The 22,753-nt window shown below is 60.3% G+C and carries 21 protein-coding genes and 1 riboswitch; of the genes, 8 read left to right on the top strand and 13 right to left on the bottom strand.

What is annotated here, in order from left to right; genetic code table 11:
- Positions 1 to 84 precede the first annotated feature (84 nt).
- The 3 genes from C8D92_RS07950 to gmk all read right to left on the bottom strand — a co-directional run bounded on the left by C8D92_RS07950 (position 85) and on the right by gmk (position 3,416).
- Positions 85 to 2,244, bottom strand: a complete 2,160-nt coding sequence (locus C8D92_RS07950) for a RelA/SpoT family protein (RefSeq protein ID WP_095612314.1) — start codon at positions 2,242 to 2,244, stop codon at positions 85 to 87.
- A 154-nt stretch (positions 2,245 to 2,398) separates the two neighbouring features.
- On the bottom strand, positions 2,399 to 2,674 hold the full coding sequence (rpoZ, locus tag C8D92_RS07945) for a DNA-directed RNA polymerase subunit omega (protein ID WP_095612313.1): 276 nt from the start codon (positions 2,672 to 2,674) through the stop codon (positions 2,399 to 2,401).
- A gap of 106 nt (positions 2,675 to 2,780) precedes the next feature.
- Positions 2,781 to 3,416, bottom strand: coding sequence for a guanylate kinase (gmk, locus tag C8D92_RS07940; RefSeq protein WP_116919053.1), 636 nt, complete (start codon positions 3,414 to 3,416; stop codon positions 2,781 to 2,783).
- 222 nt (positions 3,417 to 3,638) lie between these two features.
- Here gmk and C8D92_RS07935 point away from each other — a divergent pair, with 222 nt between their 5' ends.
- Positions 3,639 to 4,301 (top strand): hypothetical protein, encoded by a 663-nt coding sequence (locus C8D92_RS07935; RefSeq protein WP_116918999.1) that lies wholly within the window; start codon positions 3,639 to 3,641, stop codon positions 4,299 to 4,301.
- A 3-nt stretch (positions 4,302 to 4,304) separates the two neighbouring features.
- On the top strand, positions 4,305 to 4,736 hold the full coding sequence (locus tag C8D92_RS07930) for a hypothetical protein (RefSeq protein WP_116918998.1): 432 nt from the start codon (positions 4,305 to 4,307) through the stop codon (positions 4,734 to 4,736).
- 128 nt (positions 4,737 to 4,864) lie between these two features.
- Here the strand turns inward: C8D92_RS07930 and C8D92_RS07925 are convergent, their stop codons facing one another.
- A complete protein-coding gene (locus C8D92_RS07925) occupies positions 4,865 to 5,731 on the bottom strand; it encodes a YicC/YloC family endoribonuclease (RefSeq protein ID WP_116918997.1) in 867 nt (288 codons plus the stop codon).
- Between the two features lie 156 nt (positions 5,732 to 5,887).
- Here C8D92_RS07925 and rph point away from each other — a divergent pair, with 156 nt between their 5' ends.
- Positions 5,888 to 6,607, top strand: a complete 720-nt coding sequence (gene rph / locus C8D92_RS07920; protein WP_095612311.1) for a ribonuclease PH — start codon at positions 5,888 to 5,890, stop codon at positions 6,605 to 6,607.
- A 217-nt stretch (positions 6,608 to 6,824) separates the two neighbouring features.
- Here rph and C8D92_RS07915 read toward each other — a convergent pair whose 3' ends face one another.
- Complete coding sequence (locus C8D92_RS07915) at positions 6,825 to 7,631, bottom strand: exodeoxyribonuclease III (protein ID WP_116918996.1); 807 nt, start codon at positions 7,629 to 7,631, stop codon at positions 6,825 to 6,827.
- Between the two features lie 72 nt (positions 7,632 to 7,703).
- Here C8D92_RS07915 and pyrE point away from each other — a divergent pair, with 72 nt between their 5' ends.
- Positions 7,704 to 8,342, top strand: coding sequence for an orotate phosphoribosyltransferase (gene pyrE / locus C8D92_RS07910; RefSeq protein ID WP_116918995.1), 639 nt, complete (start codon positions 7,704 to 7,706; stop codon positions 8,340 to 8,342).
- 354 nt (positions 8,343 to 8,696) lie between these two features.
- A complete protein-coding gene (locus tag C8D92_RS07905; protein ID WP_095612308.1) occupies positions 8,697 to 9,350 on the top strand; it encodes a DUF4124 domain-containing protein in 654 nt (217 codons plus the stop codon).
- A 68-nt stretch (positions 9,351 to 9,418) separates the two neighbouring features.
- On the opposite strand, the gene C8D92_RS07900 is transcribed toward C8D92_RS07905, so the two are convergent.
- The gene (locus tag C8D92_RS07900; protein ID WP_116918994.1) at positions 9,419 to 9,865 is read right to left on the bottom strand and encodes a hypothetical protein; all 447 of its coding nucleotides are present in this window, start codon (positions 9,863 to 9,865) and stop codon (positions 9,419 to 9,421) included.
- Positions 9,866 to 10,310: 445 nt separating this feature from the next.
- Here C8D92_RS07900 and C8D92_RS15585 point away from each other — a divergent pair, with 445 nt between their 5' ends.
- The gene (locus tag C8D92_RS15585) at positions 10,311 to 10,772 is read left to right on the top strand and encodes a fibronectin type III domain-containing protein (protein WP_133243119.1); all 462 of its coding nucleotides are present in this window, start codon (positions 10,311 to 10,313) and stop codon (positions 10,770 to 10,772) included.
- A gap of 41 nt (positions 10,773 to 10,813) precedes the next feature.
- On the opposite strand, the gene C8D92_RS07885 is transcribed toward C8D92_RS15585, so the two are convergent.
- Positions 10,814 to 11,119, bottom strand: a complete 306-nt coding sequence (locus C8D92_RS07885) for a DUF2782 domain-containing protein (RefSeq protein WP_116919052.1) — start codon at positions 11,117 to 11,119, stop codon at positions 10,814 to 10,816.
- An 81-nt stretch (positions 11,120 to 11,200) separates the two neighbouring features.
- On the opposite strand from C8D92_RS07885, the gene polA reads away from it, so the two are divergent.
- Positions 11,201 to 13,912, top strand: coding sequence for a DNA polymerase I (polA, locus tag C8D92_RS07880; protein ID WP_116918992.1), 2,712 nt, complete (start codon positions 11,201 to 11,203; stop codon positions 13,910 to 13,912).
- Positions 13,913 to 13,976: 64 nt separating this feature from the next.
- On the opposite strand, the gene C8D92_RS07875 is transcribed toward polA, so the two are convergent.
- On the bottom strand, positions 13,977 to 15,797 hold the full coding sequence (locus tag C8D92_RS07875) for a TonB-dependent receptor domain-containing protein (protein ID WP_165819251.1): 1,821 nt from the start codon (positions 15,795 to 15,797) through the stop codon (positions 13,977 to 13,979).
- 128 nt (positions 15,798 to 15,925) lie between these two features.
- Positions 15,926 to 16,115, bottom strand: a riboswitch (cobalamin riboswitch).
- 202 nt (positions 16,116 to 16,317) lie between these two features.
- Between C8D92_RS07875 and C8D92_RS07870 the strand changes: the two genes are divergently transcribed.
- The gene (locus C8D92_RS07870) at positions 16,318 to 16,701 is read left to right on the top strand and encodes a hypothetical protein (protein WP_116918990.1); all 384 of its coding nucleotides are present in this window, start codon (positions 16,318 to 16,320) and stop codon (positions 16,699 to 16,701) included.
- 194 nt (positions 16,702 to 16,895) lie between these two features.
- Here the strand turns inward: C8D92_RS07870 and C8D92_RS07865 are convergent, their stop codons facing one another.
- From C8D92_RS07865 to C8D92_RS07845, 5 genes are all read right to left on the bottom strand, one after another.
- Positions 16,896 to 17,684 carry an ABC transporter ATP-binding protein gene (locus tag C8D92_RS07865; RefSeq protein WP_116918989.1) on the bottom strand — a complete coding sequence of 263 codons (789 nt, stop codon included), beginning with the start codon at positions 17,682 to 17,684 and terminating at the stop codon, positions 16,896 to 16,898.
- Positions 17,681 to 18,649 carry a FecCD family ABC transporter permease gene (locus C8D92_RS07860; RefSeq protein ID WP_095611531.1) on the bottom strand — a complete coding sequence of 323 codons (969 nt, stop codon included), beginning with the start codon at positions 18,647 to 18,649 and terminating at the stop codon, positions 17,681 to 17,683. The genes C8D92_RS07865 and C8D92_RS07860 overlap by 4 nt, the downstream gene beginning before the upstream one ends.
- Before the next feature lie 129 nt (positions 18,650 to 18,778).
- On the bottom strand, positions 18,779 to 20,203 hold the full coding sequence (locus C8D92_RS07855; protein WP_095611530.1) for an OmpP1/FadL family transporter: 1,425 nt from the start codon (positions 20,201 to 20,203) through the stop codon (positions 18,779 to 18,781).
- Between the two features lie 288 nt (positions 20,204 to 20,491).
- Positions 20,492 to 21,613 (bottom strand): PilT/PilU family type 4a pilus ATPase, encoded by a 1,122-nt coding sequence (locus C8D92_RS07850; protein ID WP_095611529.1) that lies wholly within the window; start codon positions 21,611 to 21,613, stop codon positions 20,492 to 20,494.
- Positions 21,614 to 21,632: 19 nt separating this feature from the next.
- Entirely contained in the window at positions 21,633 to 22,667 is a 1,035-nt protein-coding gene (locus C8D92_RS07845) for a type IV pilus twitching motility protein PilT (RefSeq protein WP_095611528.1), read from the bottom strand.
- Positions 22,668 to 22,753: the final 86 nt, after the last annotated feature.

The following is a 22,753-nucleotide window of genomic DNA, read 5'->3' as shown; positions in this document are numbered from 1 at the left end:
GCGCGATTGGCTCCTTGAGAAATCGTTCGGGAAAAACGCCAATCGTTACCGGCAGGCCGGTGGAGTGTCAACTGTTGTCCGGGCTCAGTGACGCACCCGGGTAATGTGGCCCACCGCACGGATATTGCGGATACGACGCATGACCCGCGCCAGGTGACGCCGGCCATTCACACGGAGCTCCAGGTTCACAATACTGAGCCGGGCGTTCTGTTCTTCGACGTTGATCCGTTCGATATTACCGTCCGCCATGGCAACGGCATTGGCCACCTCGGCGATCACACCGCGCTGGCGCTCCAGCTCCACGCGCAGCTCCACGGAAAATTCGTCGGCGATGTCCTTGGCCCATTTCAGATGCGTGAGCTGGTGGCGCTCGGCTTCATTCTCCGGCAACCTGTGGCACGTGTCACTGTGCACCACCATGCCGTGCCCCGAATCCATCACGCCCATCACCGGGTCGCCGGGGATCGGCTTGCAGCAATTGGCGAATCGCAGCAGAAGCCCTTCGGTGCCACGGATGGTGACCGAATCGCGTTTGGACTCGCCACTGACTTCCCCGGCCCCGGCAATCTTTGCCTGCGCGGACTGGCGCTGACCGGTCACCAGTTGCCGGGCAATGATGTACGCCATGCGATGCCCCAGACCGATGTCCCGCAGCAGGTTGTCAAAACTGGAGACGCGGTTGTGGCCGGCCACATGCTGTCGGTTGTCTTCAGAGAAATCGGCAAGGCGGTGGCCGAAGCCCGAGAGCGATTTCTTCAGCAGGGTCTTGCCCAGATCCAGGGACTCGGTGCGCTTCTGGTTCTTCAGGAAATGCCGGATACTGCTACGGGCCTTACCGGTCACCACAAAACTCAGCCAGGCGGGGTTGGGACGAGCGCCGGGCGCCGTGATGATTTCCACCGTCTGCCCACTCTGCAACGGCTGGCTGAGTGACCCCAGATGACGATTGACCCGACAGGCCACGCAGGCGTTGCCAATATCGGTGTGGATGGCGTAGGCGAAATCGACCGGGGTGGCGCCGCCTGGGAGCTCCAGAATCTTACCCCTCGGGGTGAACACATACACTTCATCCGGGAACAGATCCACCTTGACGTGCTCGATGAACTCGAGCGAATCGTCCGCCCGCTCACGCATCTCCATCAGACCCTGAACCCACTGGTCCACCCGTCGCTGACTGACTTCCAGAACCGGTGACTCGTCATTCTTATAGAGCCAGTGGGCGGCAATGCCGTGGTTGGCAATGTGTTCCATTTCCTCAGTGCGGATCTGGATCTCGATGTTCACATGCATGCCGAACAGCGTGGTGTGCAGAGACTGGTAGCCATTCGCCTTGGGCATGGCAATGTAGTCCTTGAAACGCCCCGGCAACGGCTTGTAGAGGCTGTGCACGGCACCTAGGATGCGGTAGCAGTCGTCCACCGAGTCGGTGATGATCCGGAAGGCATACACATCCATGATTTCATGGAAGGATTTGTGCTTGAACTTCATCTTGTTGTAGATGGAGTTCAGATGCTTTTCGCGCCCGATGATCCGGCCCGGAAGGCCCCGCTCCTGGAGCTTTTCCTCCAGCTTGCCGCGAATGTCGTCGATGATTTCCCGGTGGCTCCCGCGCAGTTTCTTGACCGCCTTGGAGATGTATTTGGAGCGCATCGGGTAGAGGTTCTTGAACCCCAGATCCTCCAGCTCGGTGCAGAGGGTGTGCATGCCCAGGCGATGGGCAATCGGCGCGTAGATGTCGAGGGTTTCGTGGGAAATCCGCTGGCGCTTTTCATACTTCATATGCCCCAGCGTGCGCATGTTATGCAGCCGGTCGGCCAGTTTGACCAGGATGACACGAATGTCCCGCGCCATCGCCAGCGTCATCTTCTGGAAATTCTCCGCCTGGGCCTCGGCCCGGCTCCGGAACTCAATCTGGGTCAGCTTGCTGACACCATCCACCAGCTCCGCAACCGACTCCCCGAACTGTTCCGACAGGGCGTCTTTGGGAATACCGGTGTCTTCGATGACATCGTGGAGCATGGCCGCCATCAGGCTCTGATGGTCCAGCTTCAGTTCAGCAAGAATGCGGGCAACGGCGAGAGGGTGGGTAATGTAGGGGTCGCCGGACCGTCGGGTCTGCCCTTCGTGGGCCTGCTCGGCATAATAGTAGGCCCGCCGCACCTGATTAATGCGGGACGCGTCGAGATAACCACTGAGCTGATCCGCCAGCGTTTCGACCGTCGGCTTTGTCGCCTCTGCTTCCACCGCACCTCCGGGTACCACGCACAAAAAGCCTGAACGAGCGTTCAGGGTCACTACCTATCACTATATAAGTCGTGGCGCAGATTTCAACCGGCAAGCAGCATGCCGGGCCGCAGGAATGCGGCCCGCGAAAGGAGGTTGGAACGACGTACCGGGGTTATTCGGCCTCGGACGGGGCGTCGCCACCACCCGCCTGAGTGTCGGCCGCTTCCGCCGCCTCTTCCTCGGACTCGTCGTGATTGAGGATGTTGCGATCCACCAGCCCGCCGGAAATCTCACGCAGTGCAATCACCGTGGGCTTGTCGTTTTCCTCATCCACCATCGGATCCACATTCTGCGTGGACAGTTGCCGGGCCCGTTTGGTGGCCAGCATGACCAGCTCAAACCGGTTATCCACGTGATCCAGACAATCTTCTACGGTGACTCGTGCCATGGTTACCCCGAAACAACGTTCAGCTTAAGGATGGAATTCGGTGCTGCATCGCCGGACGCAGCGGACCGCGTAGTATAGTCGCTTGTTAGCAGCTTGGAAAGAGGCGCTACGTCAGCCGGCTCAGCAAATCAGCCTGCCGCGGCCCCTGGCGGGAGATATGCAGGCGCTGGGCGCACACCACGGACAGCAGATCTCCCAGCGCCCGGTCAAAATCGTCATTCACAACCAGGTAATCAAACGCGAGCGCGTTGCGGCACTCATCCGCGGCTTCCTCAAGGCGGCGCTGGATCACCTCGTGATCATCCTGCGCCCGCTTGGTCAGCCGCTCATGCAGCGCCTCGGGTGACGGCGGCAGGATAAAAATGCTCACGCAATCGGGAATCAAATGACGCACCTGCTCAGCGCCCTGCCAGTCAATCTCCAGGATGACATCCCGTCCCTCCGCCAGGGTCTTCTCGACCCAGCTCTGGGAGGTGCCGTAATAGTTGCCGAAGACCTGGGCATGCTCGAGGAAATCGCCGGCCTCGATCATCGACTCGAAGGTCGGCCTGTCGGTGAAGTGGTAGTTGACGCCATCCTGTTCGCCGGGGCGCATCGCACGCGTCGTGTGGGAGACCGACACGCAAAGCACGGGGTCCTGCTCCAGCATCGCGGCCACCAGACTCGTCTTGCCGGCACCGGACGGCGCGGAAATCACGTAAAGGGTGCCTTTTTTACAGTCGTCACTATGCGGCTCGGCCATCATTGAGCTCCGATAATCCTGTTATTCCGACCGCCCACCTCGGGCCGCAGCATTATAAGTATCTTGGAACTCCCTGCACAGTAATGCCGGCACCAATCAGCCCAACGACACAAAATACTTAGAAAAATCAACGACTCCAATTGTTATTTTTTGATAAAGGCACTTCACACCACAAATTACTTTGACTTAATCTTTCGCCCCCTAAAGATAGGAGGCTACGAGATGAGACCATTTTTCACAGCTTTTATAGCTATCGCGCTCTCGGGCTGCGCCAGCCATGCTCAATTTCAAGCGCCCGATTCATACAAAATCGTCAGCGACGATTTCAATCAAAAAACGATTCACCATGACATTCTTTATAGTCAGCCAGAACCCGGCATCCTGAACGACATCGAACAGCAACCGATGTCGCCTATTGGTGAATCGGAACTCTCTTCTGTCTCGCGGAGAACACTTGCCAATACCGATAGCATTATCCAATCCCATTTGCCGGCAGGAATGGCGACCGTAACGTCCGAAACGTCTGCCGACTACTTGATGAGCGTCCGCATCAAGGCCTATAAAAAGCACGGCCCGACAGCTTGGGACTATGAATTTCTGAAAAGTTTCGGAATTGGTCTTTTCACGCTCGGGCTCGGACCAGACCTTTGGGACATCACTGCAGAATTCGACGCCGTGTATGAGCTCAAGACGAATAGTGGCTCAACGGTTCACCAGAAGCGATTCGAGATTCGCGATAAAGCTGACCATCAGGCTGCCTTCTACGAGTCGCTGACACCACTCTATCGAGCTTCCAAGCAGCTTTACGAACAGCAGCTCCACCAGACACTCAACACCTTCTTCAAGCAGGTAGAAGAAAAAGGTTTTGCAACACAGGGATCATAAGCAATGAGAGCATCAATCCGACTTGCCATCGCCACCATCGCTATTGCCGTTATTACCGGCTGCGCAACACCGTTGACTGGGGGACAGAAACAGGAGCTTAGAGGATATCAGGCAAAAGGGCTGGCTATTGAGGAGAAGAATCCAGGTGCGGCGGCCGCTTTGGGGCTTTTGCCGGGAGGCGGCTCTTTCTATGTTCGCGAATATGGAGCTGGAATCGTAAATCTCTTATTCTGGCCAGTGTCAATTCTGTGGGACCCAGTCAGCGGCTACCAAGGCGCTCAATCGATCAACTACTACGCGACCAAACAAACGCTCCAACGAAAAAAGAATAAGGCCGTTAGTCAACTGGAAGACAAGTTGATGATGGAGACAATTTCAAAACAACAATTTATTTCCAAAAAACGGCAGATTGAAAACAAATACGACGCGTACTAACCCCTCAGTCCCGCAGCCAATCACCTCTGGAAACTCCCGCCCCAGAGAGGACACTGGCGCCTAAAAAGGGACTTCATCGCAGAGTTGCCCGCCGCCGCTGGTGGTGGGCCGCTCCACCATCGAAACAGCTACTCCAGGTTCTGCACCTGTTCGCGCATCTGCTCGATCAGCACCTTCAGGCTCACCGCATGGCGAGTGACGTCGGCGTCCAGGGATTTGCTGCTCAGGGTGTTCGCTTCCCGGTTGAGCTCCTGCATCAGGAAGTCGAGGCGTCGGCCGATCGGCCTGTCGGCGTCGAGCGTTTCACGGACTTCCCGGACGTGGGCATCGAGACGGTCCAGCTCCTCCGACACATCCGACTTCTGCGCCAGCAGTGTCAGCTCCTGCGCCAGACGGTCCTCGTCAAGCTCCACACCGGCAGCCTGAAACCGCTCTCGGATCTGCTCAGACTGACGCTCCAGCAGCCGGGGCATTGCCGAGCGCACCTCTGCGACCCGGTCGCTCATCTCCGTGAGGCGCTCGTCGAACAACGGACGTAGCCGTTCGCCCTCGCGTTCGCGCACAGTGATCAATTCATCGAGTGCCTCACCAAAGAGTTGCCGGGCTGCCTCATGGACGGGTGCCATGTTGTGGGCCGGCGCTTCCAGCACACCCGGCCAGCGCAGCACTTCCAGGGCGCTGACATGGGCCGGATTGTCGAGAATACGATTCACCTGGCGCGCGGCGTGGTTGAGCGACTCGGCCAGCGCCATGTTGACCGTGAGCCCTTCCTCGGTATTTTCCTGAAGGTTCAGCCGCATCCCCACGTCCACCTTGCCCCGTCCCAGGCGGGTCCGCAGCGTCTCGCGCAGCTCGTTTTCCAGCTCACGGAGTCCTTCCGGCAATCGCAGAGACGGCTCCAGATACCGGTGATTGACGGTTCGGAGTTCGCAGGTGAGTGTTCCCCAGGCCCCCTCGGTATCCTTTCGGGCAAACGCGGTCATGCTTCGGATCATCACGCAACTCCGGTCGGGTGAAAGCGATTGGCTCACCCAGTCTACCAGCGCAACGCAGCGGAGGGGACGTGTTACACTCTGCGCTCTTTTCCAGCCGAAACCGGCCGTCTCTCAACGGCCGTTTCCACATACTCATCCGTTATGAAAGGGGATTCCATGCGACCGAGTGGACGCGCACCGGAACAACCGCGTGATGTGCGCATCACACGCCAGTACACCAAGCACGCTGAAGGCTCTGTGCTGATTGAATTCGGCGACACGAAAGTGATCTGCACGGCCTCTGTCGAGAACAAGGTACCACCGTTTCTGCGCGGGGCCGGTCAGGGCTGGATCACTGCGGAGTACGGTATGCTGCCCCGCTCCACCGGCAGCCGAATGGGCCGCGAGGCCGCCCGCGGCAAGCAGGGCGGGCGCACCGTCGAGATCCAGCGGCTGATCGGGCGCTCACTGCGCGCCGCCGTGGATCTGAAAAAGCTCGGCGAAAACAGCATCACCATTGACTGCGACGTCATCCAGGCCGATGGCGGCACCCGCACCGCCGCGATCACCGGCGGCTGCGTGGCACTGGTCGATGCCCTCAATAGCATGGTCGCCAAAGGCACTCTGAAAGCCTCGCCGCTGAAACAGATGGTTGCGGCGTTGTCCGTCGGCATCTACGAAGGCGCTGCGGTGGCCGACCTGGACTACCCGGAAGATTCGTCGGCGGAGACGGACATGAACGTGATCATGACGGACCGGGGCGGCTTCATCGAACTGCAGGGCACCGCTGAAGGCGAGCCATTCGAGCAGTCCGAACTGGACAGCATGCTGAACCTGGCCAAGCAGGGTATCAACCAGCTGTTTGAGATCCAGAAGAAGGCGTTGGAAGAAGGCTGACGCGCCTGAAGATCGATCCAGGGAAGGATCGTTTTTCGCCTCGGACACGAATGGTTTCAAGGTCTTAAAGTCCGAAAGTTTTAAGGCGGACAAGCGCCTGAGATGCACACTTTGCCAACTTTAAAACCCTCAGACTTTAAAACTGTCTGACCCTCCAAGTGTTGCTTGAAGGCGTTTCCGTGATTTCCGAGTTTTTCCGTGGCCAACCAACCGTTTTTCAGAACCCAATCTCAATGTCGTAATCGACGATCACCGGCGCATGGTCGGAGAAGCGGGTTGAATCATCGATCCAGGCGTCTTCAATGCGACGGCGGATACCCGGCGTGGTGAGCTGGTAGTCGGTACGCCAGCCGGCGTGTTTGCGCCAGCCCTCGGCCCACTCGGGCCACCAAGTGAACTGATTCCCTTCCTTGTTGATTTCACGGAAAGCGTCAATACAGCCCATCTCCTCGAACAGCCGGTCCAGCCAGGCACGCTCGTGGGGCAGGAAGCCAGACACATCCAGCTTGTGGTAGCGCGGACTGGTGTCGGTCACGTGATGGGCGGTCTGCAGGTTGGCACCGAAGATGAACTGGCGGCGTTTGCGGAGCGTTTTCTGCATATGCAGGCCAAACGCCTGCATGAAGGCATCCTTGTGATCGAGCCGGGTTTCATCGGTATCGCCCAGCGGCTCATCTTCTCGGCCCAGGGCACAGGGGGCCAGCACACAGGCCACGCTCACCTTGTCGAAATCGGCCTGCAGGAACCGGCCTTCCCGATCCGCCTGCTCATTGGCAAACCCATAAATGATGGCCTTCGGGAAATGGCGCGTATAGATCCCGACGCTGCCCTGCTCGTTCTCTTCCCCGTCAATGAAATAGGCTTCGTAGCCTTCCGGCGTGTACCGCGGGTCGTCAAACTCCCAGGCCCTCATGCGATGGTCCTGCACACAGACCACATCGGCGTCCTGGCTTTTCAGCCACTCAAAGAACCCGTTTTCAATGGCCTGCTTAAGACCGTTGACGCTGATGGAAACAACCCGCATATGTAATCCCTGAGAATTTTGCGTGTATGATACCGTTTTCGCACCAATTGAAAAGCTCCGAGAGTGCCCGGAATGCACGACTATCAGCGAGATTTCATCGACTTTGCCATACGCCGGAACGTGCTTCGTTTCGGTGACTTCACACTCAAGTCCGGACGGACCAGCCCCTACTTTTTCAACGCTGGCCTGTTCGACACCGGCAGCGACCTTCTGCAGCTCGGCCGAGCCTACGCGAATGCCCTGCAAAATAGCGGCCTGAATTATGACATGCTGTTCGGCCCTGCCTATAAGGGCATTCCGCTGGGCACAGCCACCGCAATGGCCCTTGCCGACAAGGGCGATGATCGCCCCTGGGCCTTCAATCGCAAAGAGGCCAAGGAGCATGGCGAGGGCGGCAACATCGTCGGCGCCCCACTTCAGGGCAGAGTGCTTATCATCGACGACGTGATCACCGCCGGCACCGCCATCCGCGAGTCCATCGACACCATCCGTGCCGCCGGCGCCGAGCCGGCGGGCGTGCTGATTGCCCTCGACCGACAGGAACGGGGCCAGAGCGACCGTTCCGCCATTCAGGAGGTTGAGGCCGAGTTCGATCTGCCGGTGGTTAGCATTGTCCGGCTGGAGCAGATTCTCGCGTACCTCCGGGAAACGCCCGGTTTTTCAGACCGTGCCGAGAGAGTCGAGGCTTACCGACAGGCCTACGGCGTCTAGTGTCCCGTCTGGTTAATTCGTTGACCTACTGCGTACCGCTGACGCCTCTGGCCAAGGCGCCAGGCCGCCGGTGTGGTGGTTCTACATCAAGGGTTGGCAACGCAGGTCCAGAGGCGTCAGCGGTGCGCCCTCCGGGAGCGCCTGAACGCTTTGATAGCGGTGTTGCGGCAGCTCGATTTGGAACCACCAAACCGTCGCCACCGCGCCTTGCTCTCAAAGCGTTCAGGCGCTCAGTAGATCAGCGAATTAACCAGACGGGACACTAGTAACACGAGCCGACCGTGTTGCCTTGGCGCTTTCTGTTATCCTGAAGATGTTAAAACTCATCCTCATCATCACCGGAATCCGCGAGACATGACAGCCAAACGACAGGCGATTCTGGCAACAGCGCTGTGTATCGGTCTGACTCCGGCTCTCGCCGTGGCGTCAACAATGTATCGGTACACGGACGAGAACGGTAAGACGGTCATCAGCAATACCGTTCCCTCAAATGCCTCCGAGCGAGGCTATGACATCCTCAACTCGCAGGGCCGTGTGATCGAGCGGGTCGAACCGGCGCCGACGGAAGAAGAGATTGAGGCCCGCAAGGCGCGTCAGGAGCGAAAAGCACAACAGGAAGCCCAGCGCAAACAGGATGCGGAGCTGCTCCGCACGTACAGCCACCCGGACGATGCGGTCCGGGCCCTGCGTCGCAAGCTTGAGGAACGACGCAGCCTCGTTCAGCTCAAGCGCGGCAACATCTCCGTTGTACGCAGCCAGCTGGCCGAGCAGGAACAGCGTGCCGCGGATATGGAACGCGCCGGCCAGACGGTCTCGGAGGCGGTTACCGAGAGAATTGATCGCCTCCAGTCCCGAATCAAAGAGATCCGCAGCGAGATTGAGGAACAGCAGGCGGAAACACGCGTCATCCGTGAGGAATACGAGGAGAAGATTCGGCGGCTGGAAACCATCACCGGCAAGGAGCGCACCCTTTCCATCGAACTGCCCGACGCCGATGGCCCGACGTAAAAAAGGCACCGCCCCGCGGTGCCCTTTTCAGTCGGCGCGCTGAGTGCGCACCTGACAGAGTCAGCGGTTTACGCGGAAGCCGTCGACTTCTTGGCCGTGCTCTTTTTCGCCGTGCTGGTCTTGGCGGAAGACGACTTCGCCGTGCTCTTCTTGGCAGTGGACGAAGATGATGTGGTCTGCTTCTTGGCCGTTTGAGCGGTTTCAGACACCTTCTCGCCCGCTTCAGACACGGCGTCTGCGCCTTCAGCCGCTTCCTTCTCCAGCTTGGCGACCAGGTCCGCAGCGAAGCTGCCGAACCGGCTGTTCAGGCCCCGCAGTTGCTCGAACAGGCTTTCGCTGTAGCCGTCATAACGCTGACGAAGGCTCTTGACGCTGTATTCACGAACGTCTGCTTCAAGCTTTTCAGCATACTCAAACGGCTTCTCGGCCAGCTTCTTCTGCTGCTCCTCAGCCGCGTTGATACCTTTCTCAACAACTTCCTGAATCTGTTCCTGATAGTTCTTCAGTTTACCCATGGTGCTACTCCTTCGACGGAAAGGGATGATTGACTCAAGGCTCGCTCATCGTCGGCTGGCGAACCTTTGACTGCGATTCGCAGAAAACCGTACGTCGAAAAATTAGAATGTTCATACTAGGAGTCTGCGCGGTAGAAATCGTGCCAGGCGAGATCGTCCCACTGCGAGGGCATTTTGACGGTCATTTGAGGCGCATAGTGGTTCTATGTAACGAAAATGAGCGCTCAAAAGGGACCGCAGTGGGGCGGTCGCAGCGGTGCGACTTTCTACCGCGCAGGCTCCTAGTGTCCCGTCTGGTGTCTCGTGCGGTTACGGTCCGGTAATGGATCGCGAAGACTGGTTGCGATACAGCTGGGTATCGGCATAATAGGCAGTCACTTGGAGGAGGGATGCGCACGCACCCGGGTTGTCCCTCTGACATCCATCGTTCAGCGGTGCCATCAACATGTCAGCGATACGCTCAAAACGCCTGATCGCCAGCACCATCTTCTTCGCAACCGCTTTTCTACTCGCAGCCTGCAAAGACCCGGAAACCACTGAGACGGCAGCGGGTACCGTCGCTTCCGGCAACGGAGTCGCTTCCAGCAACGAAGTCGCGTCCGGCAGCAGCGTCGCCGATGGCGGGAACAAGTCGGGGTCGATAATGGCGTCCGTGACACTCCGCTGGACGCCGCCGGGGAAGAGGATGGACGGCAGCAAACTATATCCTGCCGATATCGAGGGATACCGAATCCGTTATCGACTTAAAACCGAAGAGCAGTTCCGGTCCGTCACTGTGAACAACGGAAGCGCCACGGAACACACACTAACCCTGGAAGCCGGCGTCTACATCTTCACCATCGCCACCATCGACTCGCTCAACCAAGAAAGCAGGCCCTCCCATCCGGTCACCGCCTCCGTCATCTAGTGTCCTTGAACACAGGAATCCCGAGGGGATCGCGGTAACGGCTACCACTCAAAGATCACCCAGCTCGGCACCACCATCTGGGAGCCGTCCTGGCGGATGTACTCGCCATCTTTGGCGGGGACGAGGTAATAGACGGGCCCCACATCTGGCTCCACCCGAATTTCGCGAATCTCGCCGCCCACCCGGTACTCGTAATAGGTTTTGTCCTCGCCCGGGCGTATAACGACCCGCCCCTCCGAGGCCGGCGGATAGTCGGACGCCCGGACGGCATTGTTGCCGCTGTCCTGGGCAGACGCGACCAATGGCAGGAGTAGTAAAAGAGCGAAAAGGCCACGAACCGCACGCATGGTCACCTCAGACATTCTCGGGTGGTCGTTGACTGTTATTATACAGCCCAATCACTCTGACACACTGGGATTCGATTACCTATGAGCCAGAACGACACGGCCCCCATCGTCCTTGTGGACGGCTCTTCCTATCTCTTCCGCGCCTACCATGCCCTGCCCCCGCTGACCAACAGCGCCGGACAGCCCACCGGAGCCGTCAAGGGCGTGGTGAACATGATCCGTCGTCTGGATCAGGATTTCCCCGGTTCCCGCGTCGTGGTCGTGTTCGATGCCAAAGGCAAGACCTTCCGCCACGAGATGTTCGAGGACTACAAAGCCAATCGTCCACCCATGCCGGACGACCTGGCCGAGCAGATTGAGCCCATTCACGCGATCATTGAGGCCATGGGGCACCCGCTGCTGATCGTTCCCGGCGTGGAGGCTGACGATGTGATCGGCACCCTCGCCCGCCAGGCCACCGAACAGGGAATCGACGTTGTGATCTCCACCGGCGACAAGGACATGGCGCAGCTGGTCAGCGATCACGTGACGCTGGTCAACACCATGACCGAAACCCGGATGGACCGCGATGGTGTCTACGAGAAATTCGGTGTTGGCCCCGGACAGATCATCGACTACCTCGCCCTGGTTGGCGACAAAGTCGACAACATACCGGGGGTGGAAAAATGCGGGCCGAAGACCGCGGCCAAATGGCTCCAGCAGTATGAGAGCCTCGACGCGGTCATGGAGAACGCCGACGCCATCAAGGGCAAGATCGGCGAGAATCTGCGAGCCGCGAAGGCAACACTCCCGCTCAGCCGCGATCTGGCCACCATCCGTACGGACGTCACGCTCGACTTTGGGATCGACGAGGTCGCCGAGCGGGCTCCCAACCACGAGCAGTTGCTGGACTGGTTCCGGCAGATGGAGTTCCGCTCCTGGATTGAGGAACTCAGTGGCGATGGACGTGACACGCCCGGCAACACGCCGGATGCCCCAAAGGAAACCCGCTACGACATCGTGACCGAACAGGCTGCGTTCGAGACCTGGCTGACAGCACTCAAGGAGGCCGGCGAATTCGCCTTCGACACCGAAACCACCAGCCTCAATTACATGGAGGCGGCCATCGTTGGCGTTTCTTTTGCGGTGACCCCCGGCGAAGCGGCCTACGTGCCACTGGCCCACGACTATCTGGGAGCGCCGGATCAGCTCGACAGAGAGAAGGTGCTGGCCAGCCTCCGCCCGCTGCTCGAAGACGCGGAGCGACGTAAAGTCGGCCAGAACCTGAAATACGACATGAACGTGCTGGCCAATCACGGCATCACACTGCGGGGCATTGCCGACGACACGATGCTGGAGTCCTATGTGCTGGACTCGGTGGGCACCCGGCATGACATGGACAGCCTGGCACAGAAGTACCTGGGGCAGACCACCACCAAATTCGAAACCATCGCCGGCAAGGGCGCCAAACAGCTGACCTTCAACCAGATCGACCTGGAGCAGGCCGGCCCCTATGCAGCCGAGGACGCGGACATCACGATACGGCTGCACCGCACCCTGCGCCCGCGCCTGAAGGAAACCGCCTCGCTCGAATCCGTCTATACCGCCATCGACATGCCATTGGTCCCGGTACTGTCCCGGATGGAGCAGCGCGGCGCCCTGATCAGCGCCGACACACTGGCCCGTCAGAGTCAGGAACTGGCCACTCGCATGGCGGAGCTGGAGAAGGAGGCCCATGAGGAGGCTGGCGAAACGTTCAACCTCGGTTCGCCCAAACAGCTTCAGGCCATTTTCTACGAGAAGCTGGGACTGCCGGTGATCCGCAAGACACCCAAAGGTGCCCCGTCAACCGCCGAGCCGGTATTGCAGGAGCTGGCACACGACTACCAACTGCCACACCTGATTCTCGAGCACCGCAGCCTGAGCAAACTCAAGTCCACCTACACCGACCGGCTGCCGGAAATGATTCACGGCAACACCAGCCGCGTCCACACCTCGTATCATCAGGCCATCGCGGCCACGGGGCGCCTCTCCTCCTCGGAGCCGAATCTTCAGAACATTCCCATTCGCACCGAGCAGGGCCGGCGTATCCGGCAGGCCTTTATTGCCCCGGAGGGATTCAAGCTGGTCGCCGCCGACTACTCGCAGATCGAACTGCGCATCATGGCGCACCTGTCCGGCGACGAGGGACTGCTGACCGCGTTTGCGGAGGGCAAGGACATCCACCGCGCCACGGCGTCCGAGGTGTTCGATACCCCGCTCGCTGACGTTACCGGTGACCAGCGCCGCAGTGCCAAGGCGATCAACTTCGGGCTCATCTACGGCATGTCGGCCTGGGGCCTGTCGCGGCAGCTTGGCATTGAACGCAACGAGGCGCAGCAGTACGTCGACCAGTATTTTGAGCGCTATCCGGGGGTCGCCCGTTACATGGATAACATCCGCCAACAGGCGCACGAACAGGGGTATGTGGAAACCCTGTTTGGCCGACGCCTTTACCTGCCCGATATCGGCGCCCGCAACCACCAGATGCGCCAGGCTGCCGAACGCACGGCGATTAACGCCCCCATGCAGGGCACGGCCGCCGACATCATCAAACGGGCCATGGTGGATGTGGATCACTGGCTGATGGACCACCATCCGGAGGACGCCCAGATGATCATGCAGGTGCACGACGAGCTGATTCTGGAAGTGCGTGAAACCGCCCTGGATGACGTGATCGAGAACCTTACCCAGCGGATGAGCAAGGCCGCTGATCTGGACGTGCCGCTCTTGGTGGATGCGGGCGTGGGGGATAACTGGGACGAGGCGCATTGAACAATGCGCCCCGCGGTATAAACCGCTCTATTTCCCTCGACATCCGTCGCGGCGACCGGCCGGCTCAATACCGGAACCGAATGGTCGCCGTCACCAGCCGTCCGCGGTCGTTGTAACCGAACACCGTTTCGGCTTCCTGATCGAAGACATTCCTGGCTTTCGCTTCAAGTTCAACCCCATCCCGGACCTTCCAGGAGGCGGAGAGGTCCGTCACCGCAAAGCCGGCCATGCGCACACGCTGGAAGGCAGCAAAGTCCGTGTCATGGCTGTGGCCCTGACTGCGCACATCGGCCCGCAGGCTGACGTCGCTGATCTCATAGCGCGCCGAGGCGCGGCCACTCCACTTGGGGCGCCGGATCAACTGCTCGTCACTGTCAGCGTTGACCGCGCGCGTGTAACCGGCAGCCAGTTCGAACCACCACTGGTTCCAGTCATAGGCAACGCTCGCTTCGCCACCCCGGATGTAGCTGGAGTCCACGTTCTCCGGCTGAGAACCCGGGAACACAATCAGATCCTCAATCTCGGAATAGAAGGCGGCGATGCTGTAGCGCCAGTGATCGCCGCTGCCTTTCAAGCCGATTTCAGCCGTCTCGCCTTGCTCCGGGTCGAGGTTCGGGTTGCTGAACCCCGGGAAGTAAAGATCGACAAATGTGGGCGTCACAAACGCCGTCCCGTAGCTGGCATAGGGCTTGGCCGCCGGCGTGATCTCGTAACCAATCACCGCATTGCCGGTCGTATGCTCACCGAACTGTTCGTTGTTGTCGTGGCGCAGACCCAACTGGTAGGAAAAGGCCTTCCAGCCGCCCAGCAACTGCCCGAATACAGCGTTGTTGAATCGCTCTTCGTCGATCGCTGGGGTGGGGCCGAAGGCCCCCTGTTGAGTCGGCTGATCGTAGTCGTCGTCAGTGCGCTCAAACCCCAACTTGGCGTCCATATTCGCCAGGACCACATAGTCCAGCGTGGCGGACGCTTTCGTCTGAGTACCGATGGTGCTTTTGCCCTGTGGCTGATCGTCCACATAGTCCCGACGGCGCTCCGTCGCCTCGGAAAGCGTGAGATTCAGGGAGGTACGGTCCGACAGCTGCAGATCGGTGTAGGCCTGGAGCGTGCGCTGCAGAAAATCACTCTTGTCGGCCCCCATCGTCGAGGACTGATCAAATTCGTAGCGGCCCTCAGACTGGTACAGGCGAGCGCCGACAGCGGCATTGTCCGTTACCTGGCTTTCAAAGCCGCCATTGATGGACGCGTTATCAAAGCCATCATCGTCCGGCTCAAACCCTTTCTGCGCGTCGTTCCCCCCAGTCTGGAGGCCACTGACCGTCAGGTCCCAGCGCGTGCCATCCTGAGCCCCCCCCAGGTACTGAGTGATCCCGTAGGTGTCCTCGGTTCCCGCCGTCAGCTCGGTCATGCCTTCAAACGACACGTCCGGACGGCGGCTGAACACCTGGACCACACCACCCAACGCATCGGACCCGTATAGACTGGAACGGGGGCCACGCACGACTTCGACACGCTCAACCTGTGACAACGGAATGTGCTGGATCAGGCCCGCCCCTTCCTGGGCGGTGTTGATTCGCACACCGTCCACCATTACCAACGTATGGTTGGATTCGGTACCTCGGGTGAACAGGCTTGTTTGCTTGCCGTACCCGCCGGAGTTGGCCACCGAAATGCCGGGAATGCCGATCAACAGTTCGTCCAGCGTGTTCGCCGGGCTGTTTTCAATGTCTTCCCGGGTAAAGGTCGTGACCGAGGCATTGGACTGATTCACCGTTTCGACGGTCTTCGCCGAGGTGACGACAATGGGGTCAAGTTCTTCAGCCTCGACTGCCAGTGGCGCCAGAGTGATCGCAATCGCCAGGGACAGGCGGGTGGGGGTAGTCACGATGATGTCTCCTCTCTGCACATGGACGGGCACGGAGGAGACAGGCGGCGAGAGAGGCCATCAGCCGGAACGCACCACCGGTGACGCCCTCCGCGACACCGCATTGGCCCGCCCGTTCCGGTATGCGAACGGGCTGGAGGCAGACGGCCGGTCTCCGGGCTTCTGATCCGTGCGATGCACGTCAACAACCACCTTCCCAGGTTTCCCCAGTGGTTCTGGTTGCCGAGGACCGCCCTTCAGGACGGTCGATCAGTTACCGTTGCGGGGGCAGCGCTGGAATCACACCAGCTTCCCGTCACCGCCTGCCTTGTTGATCTGTTGGACGCGCACTTTATGTCGTAGTCGCCGTCACGTCAATTCGGTGATGCAGCGTCAAAAGGGCGCAGAACGAGGCCCCTCTGCCCCGTAACAGGTCACGAATACCACGAAAAACAGCCCGATACCGGAGGCACGCTTTTCGCATCCTGTCCGTGATCCCGACTTCGGGATTCGACGCCACCATCGGTAGAGAGGAAGTAACATGGTGACACCTGAGGCAGATCGTACCTGGCTGATGGATCATTCATTACTGCGCCTGGTTCATCAGTGCCGCCGACTGATCCAATCGGAGTTCGGCGTCAAACTGCACCTCACAGACGACGACCTCGAGCACCGCCTGGCACAGTATGCCCGCCAGTCCCGTTCACGCCAGCTCCAGCAGCTCTGGGAGCGCCTGCTGGAAGCCCGCCCAACCCTGAACGACCACAGCACCGACGGGGACGAGCGCCCCCACCGCGTCTATCGCGGACGCGTTATGCCTGAGCCGGAAGAGACAACCGCCGAATCGCCTGCCAACAACGAGGCCGACTCGGCCCGGACCCGCACCATTACCTACCGCGGGCGAAAGATCGAGGTTCCTGTCTAGGAGTCTGCGCGGTAGAAATCGTGCCAGGCGAGATCGTCCCAATGCGAGGCCATTTTGACGGTCATTTGAGGCGCATAGTGGTTCTATGTAACGAAAATGAGCGCTCAAAATGGCCTCGCAGTGGGGCGGTCGCAGCGGTGCGACTTTCTACCGCGCAGACTCCTAGTGTCTGCCCGCTAGACGCTGGGTGTCATTCACGACCAGTGATTGAGTTCAGGAACCCAGAGCCGCTCTCCGTGCCATTCCACGGAACGTAACGGGTGGTCATAGACCCGTTGCAGGCGGCTCGCGGTCAGCATGTCCCGGGCCTCACCATGGTCGTGCCCGCCACCGGGATACAGCAATAACACCCGATCAGCCAGCCGGGCCGCCATATTGATGTCGTGGACCGCCATAATGATGAGTCGGTTCTCGTCCCGTGCCAGCAACCGCATGCGGCTCATGAGCCGGGCGCGATGACGCAGGTCCAGGTGATTGACCGGCTCATCGAACAGGCAGACGCGGGGAGACTGGGCGAACAGGGTGGCCAGCGCGACCCGATGCTGCTCACCACCGGATAGGCGATCGACCGGCTGATCCTGCAGACGGATCAGGTCACAGTCCGATAGTGCCGCATCAATCGCCTGCCGGTCGGCCGCGCTGATGGCCCCCCAGCCGGAATGATGAGCGAATCGACCAGCACCCACGGCTTCCCGGACCGTGAACGGGAAATCCAGGTTCGGTTGCTGAAGCAACAGACCGACTTCCCGGGCAACCAACCGGCGCCGCGCCCGATGGAGCACGCGATCACCGAGGCGCACCGACCCGGCGAGGGGCGGCAGCAATCCGGCCAGCGTCAGCAGCAGCGTCGACTTACCGATGCCATTTTCCCCGAGCACGGCCCAGATCTCCCCACCCGATGTGGACAGTGACAACGGTTCGGAGAACAAAGGCTGGCGACGCCCCACGTTCAGGGCCGTCAGGGTCATTTCCGGAATCGTCATCCGCCCACGCTCCGTCGCCGCAACAGATAGAGAAACAACGGGATACCGACCGCCGCCGTCAGTACGCCAACAGGCAGTTGCCGTGGCGCCAGGACCGATCGTGCCGCCGTGTCCGCAACCACCAACAGGGCGCCCCCCGCCAGCAGGCTCGCCGGCAACAGTACCCGATGCCCGGCCCCGAGCCACTGTCGCATCAGGTGCGGCACCACCAGCCCGACAAACCCAATCGGACCGGCCAGTGTCACCGCACAGGCGGTCAACAGGGATGCCGTCAGGTAGCAGGCCCATCGCACACGGGTGACTTCAACACCAAGCGCGGCCGCCTGATCGTCGCCGCGGGCCAGAATATCCAGTGCTGGCGCCAGCGCAAAGGCCAATACGCCACCCAGCACCAGCGGCACCAGCGCCCAGCCGGGCGACGCCACACGCGACAGATCGCCCATCAGCCAGAACAGCATCCCCCGCAGGGACTGATCCGGCCCCAGCACCAGCAAAAGGCTGATCACCGCACCCCAGCCTGCTGCGATCACCACACCGGTCAGCAGCAGGCGTTCGCCCCGGCCAAAGCCGCCGTGACCGCCGAGGACAAACACCAACACCATACTCACCAGACTGCCGGCAAAGGCACTGCCGGAGACCCACCAGCTTCCCAGCCCCAGTGTGATCGCCCCCAATGCGGCGACGGCCGCCCCTCCGGAAATGCCGAGCACATAAGGCTCCGCCAGGGGGTTGCGCAGCAATACCTGCATCAGCACGCCCGCCACCGACAACAACCCACCGACCAGGAACGCGGCTACGGCCCGGGGCAGGCGCAGGTCGTACAGAATCGTGCTCTGCCAGTCAGGAAGACGCCCGCTCACGGCGGCGAACGGGTCAATGACCACCGAGCCCCACCCCATCGCCAGCACAAAGCTGGCCAGGCCAAGCAGAAGGAGTATTGGTAGCCAAAGCAGTCGGCGCGACACGTCACAATCCCGGGCGTCCAGTGTGGGAGGGCAGTATAGTCAGCCAGGGACGCCGGTTAAACGGGCAGGGGAATGCCCCGATGGGCAGCCCGTTCAGGAAACGGGCCGGAGACCACCGGGGGCGGCGAGTCAGAACGACTTGCTGACCTGCACGGCTGCCGTCCAGGCGTCGAGCTCGTACGTGCCCTGCAGATTGGCGTTGTTGGGCAGCGGCTCATCGTTCACAGTGTATTCCCGCTCATCGATGGTGACCTGATCCAGCAGAAGAATACCGGCAGCCACATCGACCGTCCAGCCGGACGATTCATCCGCATACTGGGTCCCCAGGGTCAGCCAGTCCCGGTCGCTTGACGGCACCCGGGCCGTAATATAGTTCGGGTTGACCGGGGTCTCGTCCCGCTTATATCCGGCCTTCAGCGTCCAGGCCGATGTTGCCTTCCATTCTGCACCAATCGAGTAGCTCCAGGTGTCCTGCCAGTTCTCGGACACATGCCCGACATAGTCTTCGGAACGGCTGTTCTTCGGATCGTACTTGGCATCACCGATGGCCGAGATCGCCCCGTTCTCCTCACGGCTGATCACATCCAGCGCTTCGAAGCGACTCCATTTCGCCCAGGTGCCACCGGCCAGCAGTGTCACGGTATCGGTCAGGCTGTGGCGCAGGCCAAACGTCAGACTCTCGGGCACTTCCAGCGGAACAACAACCTGCTCGGAGAGCGTGGCACTCTGTACAGCGCCACCTGTCAGCGCAGAGGAGGTATCCGGGTAGGGGCTCAGGGTGGCATCGCCTTCCAGCTCCAGCTCCGTGCCGGTTCGCGCTGACAGGCCGACTGTGGTTGCGTTGTCGTTGAAGGTGTAGAGCATGCCCGCTGTGAAGGTCAGAGCAAGATCATCACCCTCGATATCCACATAACCCTGCCCATTGCTCTGATTCAGGAACTGCTGACCTCCCGGTAGCGCCGCCAGCGTCGGTGCCTGGGCGCTGTAGTCCTGGAACTTGGTGAGTGTGCCCTCCGCGTACATCAGATTCGCACCGATGCCCGCGGAGAAGCCGTTGTTATCAGTGACAGCGATGGACGGGCTCAGGCTGATGACCCTCAACTCTGTTTCGTCCGCAAAGTACCGGCCCTTGAAGCGGTCGTCATAGTCTGCCGCCAGCCCGTACGGCGCGTGAAGACCAATACCGACGGAGACGTTCTTGCTGACCTGACTGGTCGCATACGCGTTTGGAAGGACCGCAACCGGGACAAAATCACCGCCATCGTCACCGTTCACTGATTGACCAGCATTATTGGTCGCCTGCCCTCTGAAATCCCCGGTGATATCCAGAACGGCAGCGCCAAACGACACATGATTGCCTTCCAGTTCCGTCATACCGGCCGGGTTGAAGTAGACCGTTGTCGCGTTCTCGGGGTTCGCAGCGGCACCGGCATTGGCCGTACCCATGGCGCTGGCGCTCTGCTCATTGAGGGAAAACCCACCGGCCAGGGACACCGCCGGTGTCAGTGCGGTCGCCAGAACCAGCACACCACGGACGTCAAACACTCCACGCATCGACTTTTCTCCAGTTGTCATTTTGTCGGCGGGAGTCTAAAGGCGCGGGATATTGGCCTCAAATGCCAAATGCAATGATTCAGGGAGGCAGGTTTTATTGCAGTAAGACGATGAGCAGCCACGGAAAACACAGAACGACACAGAAATTGCCCTCGGCACAAAACCGACTCGGGTTACAAGGAAAGTGGCAGGCCACCGCCTTTTCGTCTCTTATCGTCTTCCGCGTTGTTCCGTGTTTTCCGTGGCAATGTCATTTTCCGCGCCCGTCCGAGGTTTCCGCGGCCACCATCAGTCGTCCTGAATCGACAGTTTGTCGACGGACGAGGACAGCTTGTCCGCACTGGCCGCATCGGCACCCAGCTTGATCATCAGGCGCAGGTCGTTGGGCGAGTCGGCGTGCGCGAGGGCGTCCTTGTAGGTGATCGCGCCCTCATCGTAGAGCCAGTAGAGGGCCTGATCGAAGGTCTGCATGCCGGTCTCGTTGGACTTGGACATCAGTTCCTTGAGTTTGTGCACCTCGCCCTTGCGGATCAGGTCCTGGGCCAGCGGCGAGTTGATCATGATCTCGATCACCGCGCGCCGCCCCTTGCCATCCGGCGTGGGAATCAACTGCTGGGCGACAATCGCCTTGAGGTTCAGCGACAGGTCCATCCAGATCTGGTTGTGCTGCTCGGGCCCGAAGAACTGGATGATCCGGTCCAGCGCCTGGTTGGCGTTGTTGGCGTGCAGCGTTGCCAGACAGAGATGACCCGTTTCGGCGAACTGCATGGCGTACTCCATGGTCGCCTTGCTCCGAACCTCGCCAATCAGGATGACATCCGGTGCCTGACGCAGCGTGTTCTTCAACGCCACTTCGAAGCTCTCAGTATCGATCCCCACCTCACGCTGGGTCACGATGCAGCCCTGGTGCTGGTGGATGAACTCAATCGGGTCCTCAATGGAGATAATGTGGCCGCGGCTGTTTCGGTTACGGTGCCCCAGCATGGCCGCCAGCGACGTCGACTTACCGGTCCCCGTGGCGCCCACGAAGATGATCAGTCCGCGTTTGGTCATGGCCAGTTCCTTGATGGCCTCGGGCAGGTTCAGATCGTCCAGCTGCGGGATTTTCACCTCGATCCGACGCAGTACCATGCCGCAGACGTTGCGCTGATAGAATGCGCTCACCCGGAAACGGCCAACACCGCGGGCACTGATCGCGAAGTTGCACTCGTGCGTGTCGTCAAACTCCGCCTGCTGCTTCTCATTCATGGCGCCGTAGACCATCTCGCGCGTCTGGTCCGGCGTCAGAGCCGTCTTGGTCACCGGCAGCACCTTGCCATTGACCTTCATGCTGGGCGGTACGCCGGCGGTAATAAACAGGTCGGAGCCGCCCTTTTCCACCATCAGGGCCAGCAGTTTCTCAAAATCCATGATCGTCACCCGTCAATGATCAGAAGTTGTCCGGCATCTTGGCCTTCGCGCGCGCCGCCTCGCGGGAGATCAGCCCTTTCTGCAACATCTTCTGGAGACACTGATCCAGCGTCTGCATGCCCGTCTGGCCACCGGTCTGGATGGCCGAGTACATCTGCGCCACCTTGTCCTCACGAATCAGGTTCCGGATGGCTGACGTACCGATCATGATCTCGTGCGCCGCCACGCGACCGCCCCCCACCTTTTTCATCAGAGCCTGGGAAATCACCGCCTCCAACGACTCCGACAGCATGGAGCGGACCATCGACTTTTCCTCCGCCGGGAACACATCGACGATCCGGTCGATGGTCTTGGCCGCCGAGGTGGTGTGCAGCGTGCCGAACACCAGGTGACCGGTTTCGGCCGCCGTCAGAGCCAGGCGAATGGTCTCCAGGTCCCGCAGCTCACCCACCAGAATGATGTCCGGGTCTTCCCGCAGCGCCGAGCGCAGCGCTTCATTGAAACCCAGCGTGTCCCGGTGCACTTCCCGCTGGTTCAGCAGACACTTCTTGGAGTCGTGGACAAACTCGATCGGATCCTCAATGGTCAGGATGTGCTCGTACCGACTCTCGTTAATGTAATCGAGCATGGCCGCCAGCGTTGTGGACTTGCCCGAACCCGTCGGCCCGGTCACCAGCACCAGCCCCCGAGGGACCGAGGACACGTCCTTGAACACCTGCCCCATGCCGAGGTCTTCCATGGTCAGCACTTTCGACGGGATGGTCCGGAAAACCGCACCCGCGCCGCGGTTCTGGTTGAAGGCATTGACACGAAAACGCGCAACACCCGGCACCTCGAACGAAAAGTCCGTCTCCAGGAACTCCTCGTAATCCTTGCGCTGCTTGTCGTTCATGATGTCGTAAATGAGCCCGTGGACCTCTTTGTGCTCCATGGGCGGCAGGTTGATCCGCCGGACATCGCCGTCCACACGGATCATCGGCGGCAGACCGGCCGACAGGTGAAGGTCCGACGCGCCCTGTTTGGCGGAAAACGCCAGCAGTTCGGTTATATCCATTGAGTCTTTCCCCGGAAGGCTCGTTGGTCTTTGTTCTTAACCAGCGGAAGTCGTCCCGAAGCTGTCCGGTGGCGGGGCATCATGTT

Origin of the sequence: Tamilnaduibacter salinus (assembly GCF_003096655.1) — a bacterium.
GTDB lineage: Bacteria > Pseudomonadota > Gammaproteobacteria > Pseudomonadales > Oleiphilaceae > Tamilnaduibacter > Tamilnaduibacter salinus.
Note: the sequence above shows the minus strand (reverse complement) of the source record. Positions and strands in the feature narration are given on the sequence as shown.

Excerpts from the sequence above, each read along its gene's own strand:
- C8D92_RS07865 (WP_116918989.1), bottom strand. The coding sequence starts at position 17,684 with ATGACGATTCCGGAAATGACCCTGACGGCCCTGAACGTGGGGCGTCGC.
- gmk (WP_116919053.1), bottom strand. The coding sequence starts at position 3,416 with ATGGCCGAGCCGCATAGTGACGACTGTAAAAAAGGCACCCTTTACGTG.
- C8D92_RS07935 (WP_116918999.1), top strand. The coding sequence starts at position 3,639 with ATGAGACCATTTTTCACAGCTTTTATAGCTATCGCGCTCTCGGGCTGC.
- C8D92_RS07905 (WP_095612308.1), top strand. The coding sequence starts at position 8,697 with ATGACAGCCAAACGACAGGCGATTCTGGCAACAGCGCTGTGTATCGGT.
- rpoZ (WP_095612313.1), bottom strand. The coding sequence starts at position 2,674 with ATGGCACGAGTCACCGTAGAAGATTGTCTGGATCACGTGGATAACCGG.
- pyrE (WP_116918995.1), top strand. The coding sequence starts at position 7,704 with ATGCACGACTATCAGCGAGATTTCATCGACTTTGCCATACGCCGGAAC.
- C8D92_RS07850 (WP_095611529.1), bottom strand. The coding sequence starts at position 21,613 with ATGGATTTTGAGAAACTGCTGGCCCTGATGGTGGAAAAGGGCGGCTCC.
- C8D92_RS07845 (WP_095611528.1), bottom strand. The coding sequence starts at position 22,667 with ATGGATATAACCGAACTGCTGGCGTTTTCCGCCAAACAGGGCGCGTCG.
- C8D92_RS07925 (WP_116918997.1), bottom strand. The coding sequence starts at position 5,731 with ATGATCCGAAGCATGACCGCGTTTGCCCGAAAGGATACCGAGGGGGCC.
- C8D92_RS07870 (WP_116918990.1), top strand. The coding sequence starts at position 16,318 with ATGGTGACACCTGAGGCAGATCGTACCTGGCTGATGGATCATTCATTA.
- polA (WP_116918992.1), top strand. The coding sequence starts at position 11,201 with ATGAGCCAGAACGACACGGCCCCCATCGTCCTTGTGGACGGCTCTTCC.
- rph (WP_095612311.1), top strand. The coding sequence starts at position 5,888 with ATGCGACCGAGTGGACGCGCACCGGAACAACCGCGTGATGTGCGCATC.
- C8D92_RS15585 (WP_133243119.1), top strand. The coding sequence starts at position 10,311 with ATGTCAGCGATACGCTCAAAACGCCTGATCGCCAGCACCATCTTCTTC.
- C8D92_RS07930 (WP_116918998.1), top strand. The coding sequence starts at position 4,305 with ATGAGAGCATCAATCCGACTTGCCATCGCCACCATCGCTATTGCCGTT.
- C8D92_RS07855 (WP_095611530.1), bottom strand. The coding sequence starts at position 20,203 with ATGCGTGGAGTGTTTGACGTCCGTGGTGTGCTGGTTCTGGCGACCGCA.
- C8D92_RS07885 (WP_116919052.1), bottom strand. The coding sequence starts at position 11,119 with ATGCGTGCGGTTCGTGGCCTTTTCGCTCTTTTACTACTCCTGCCATTG.
- C8D92_RS07900 (WP_116918994.1), bottom strand. The coding sequence starts at position 9,865 with ATGGGTAAACTGAAGAACTATCAGGAACAGATTCAGGAAGTTGTTGAG.
- C8D92_RS07915 (WP_116918996.1), bottom strand. The coding sequence starts at position 7,631 with ATGCGGGTTGTTTCCATCAGCGTCAACGGTCTTAAGCAGGCCATTGAA.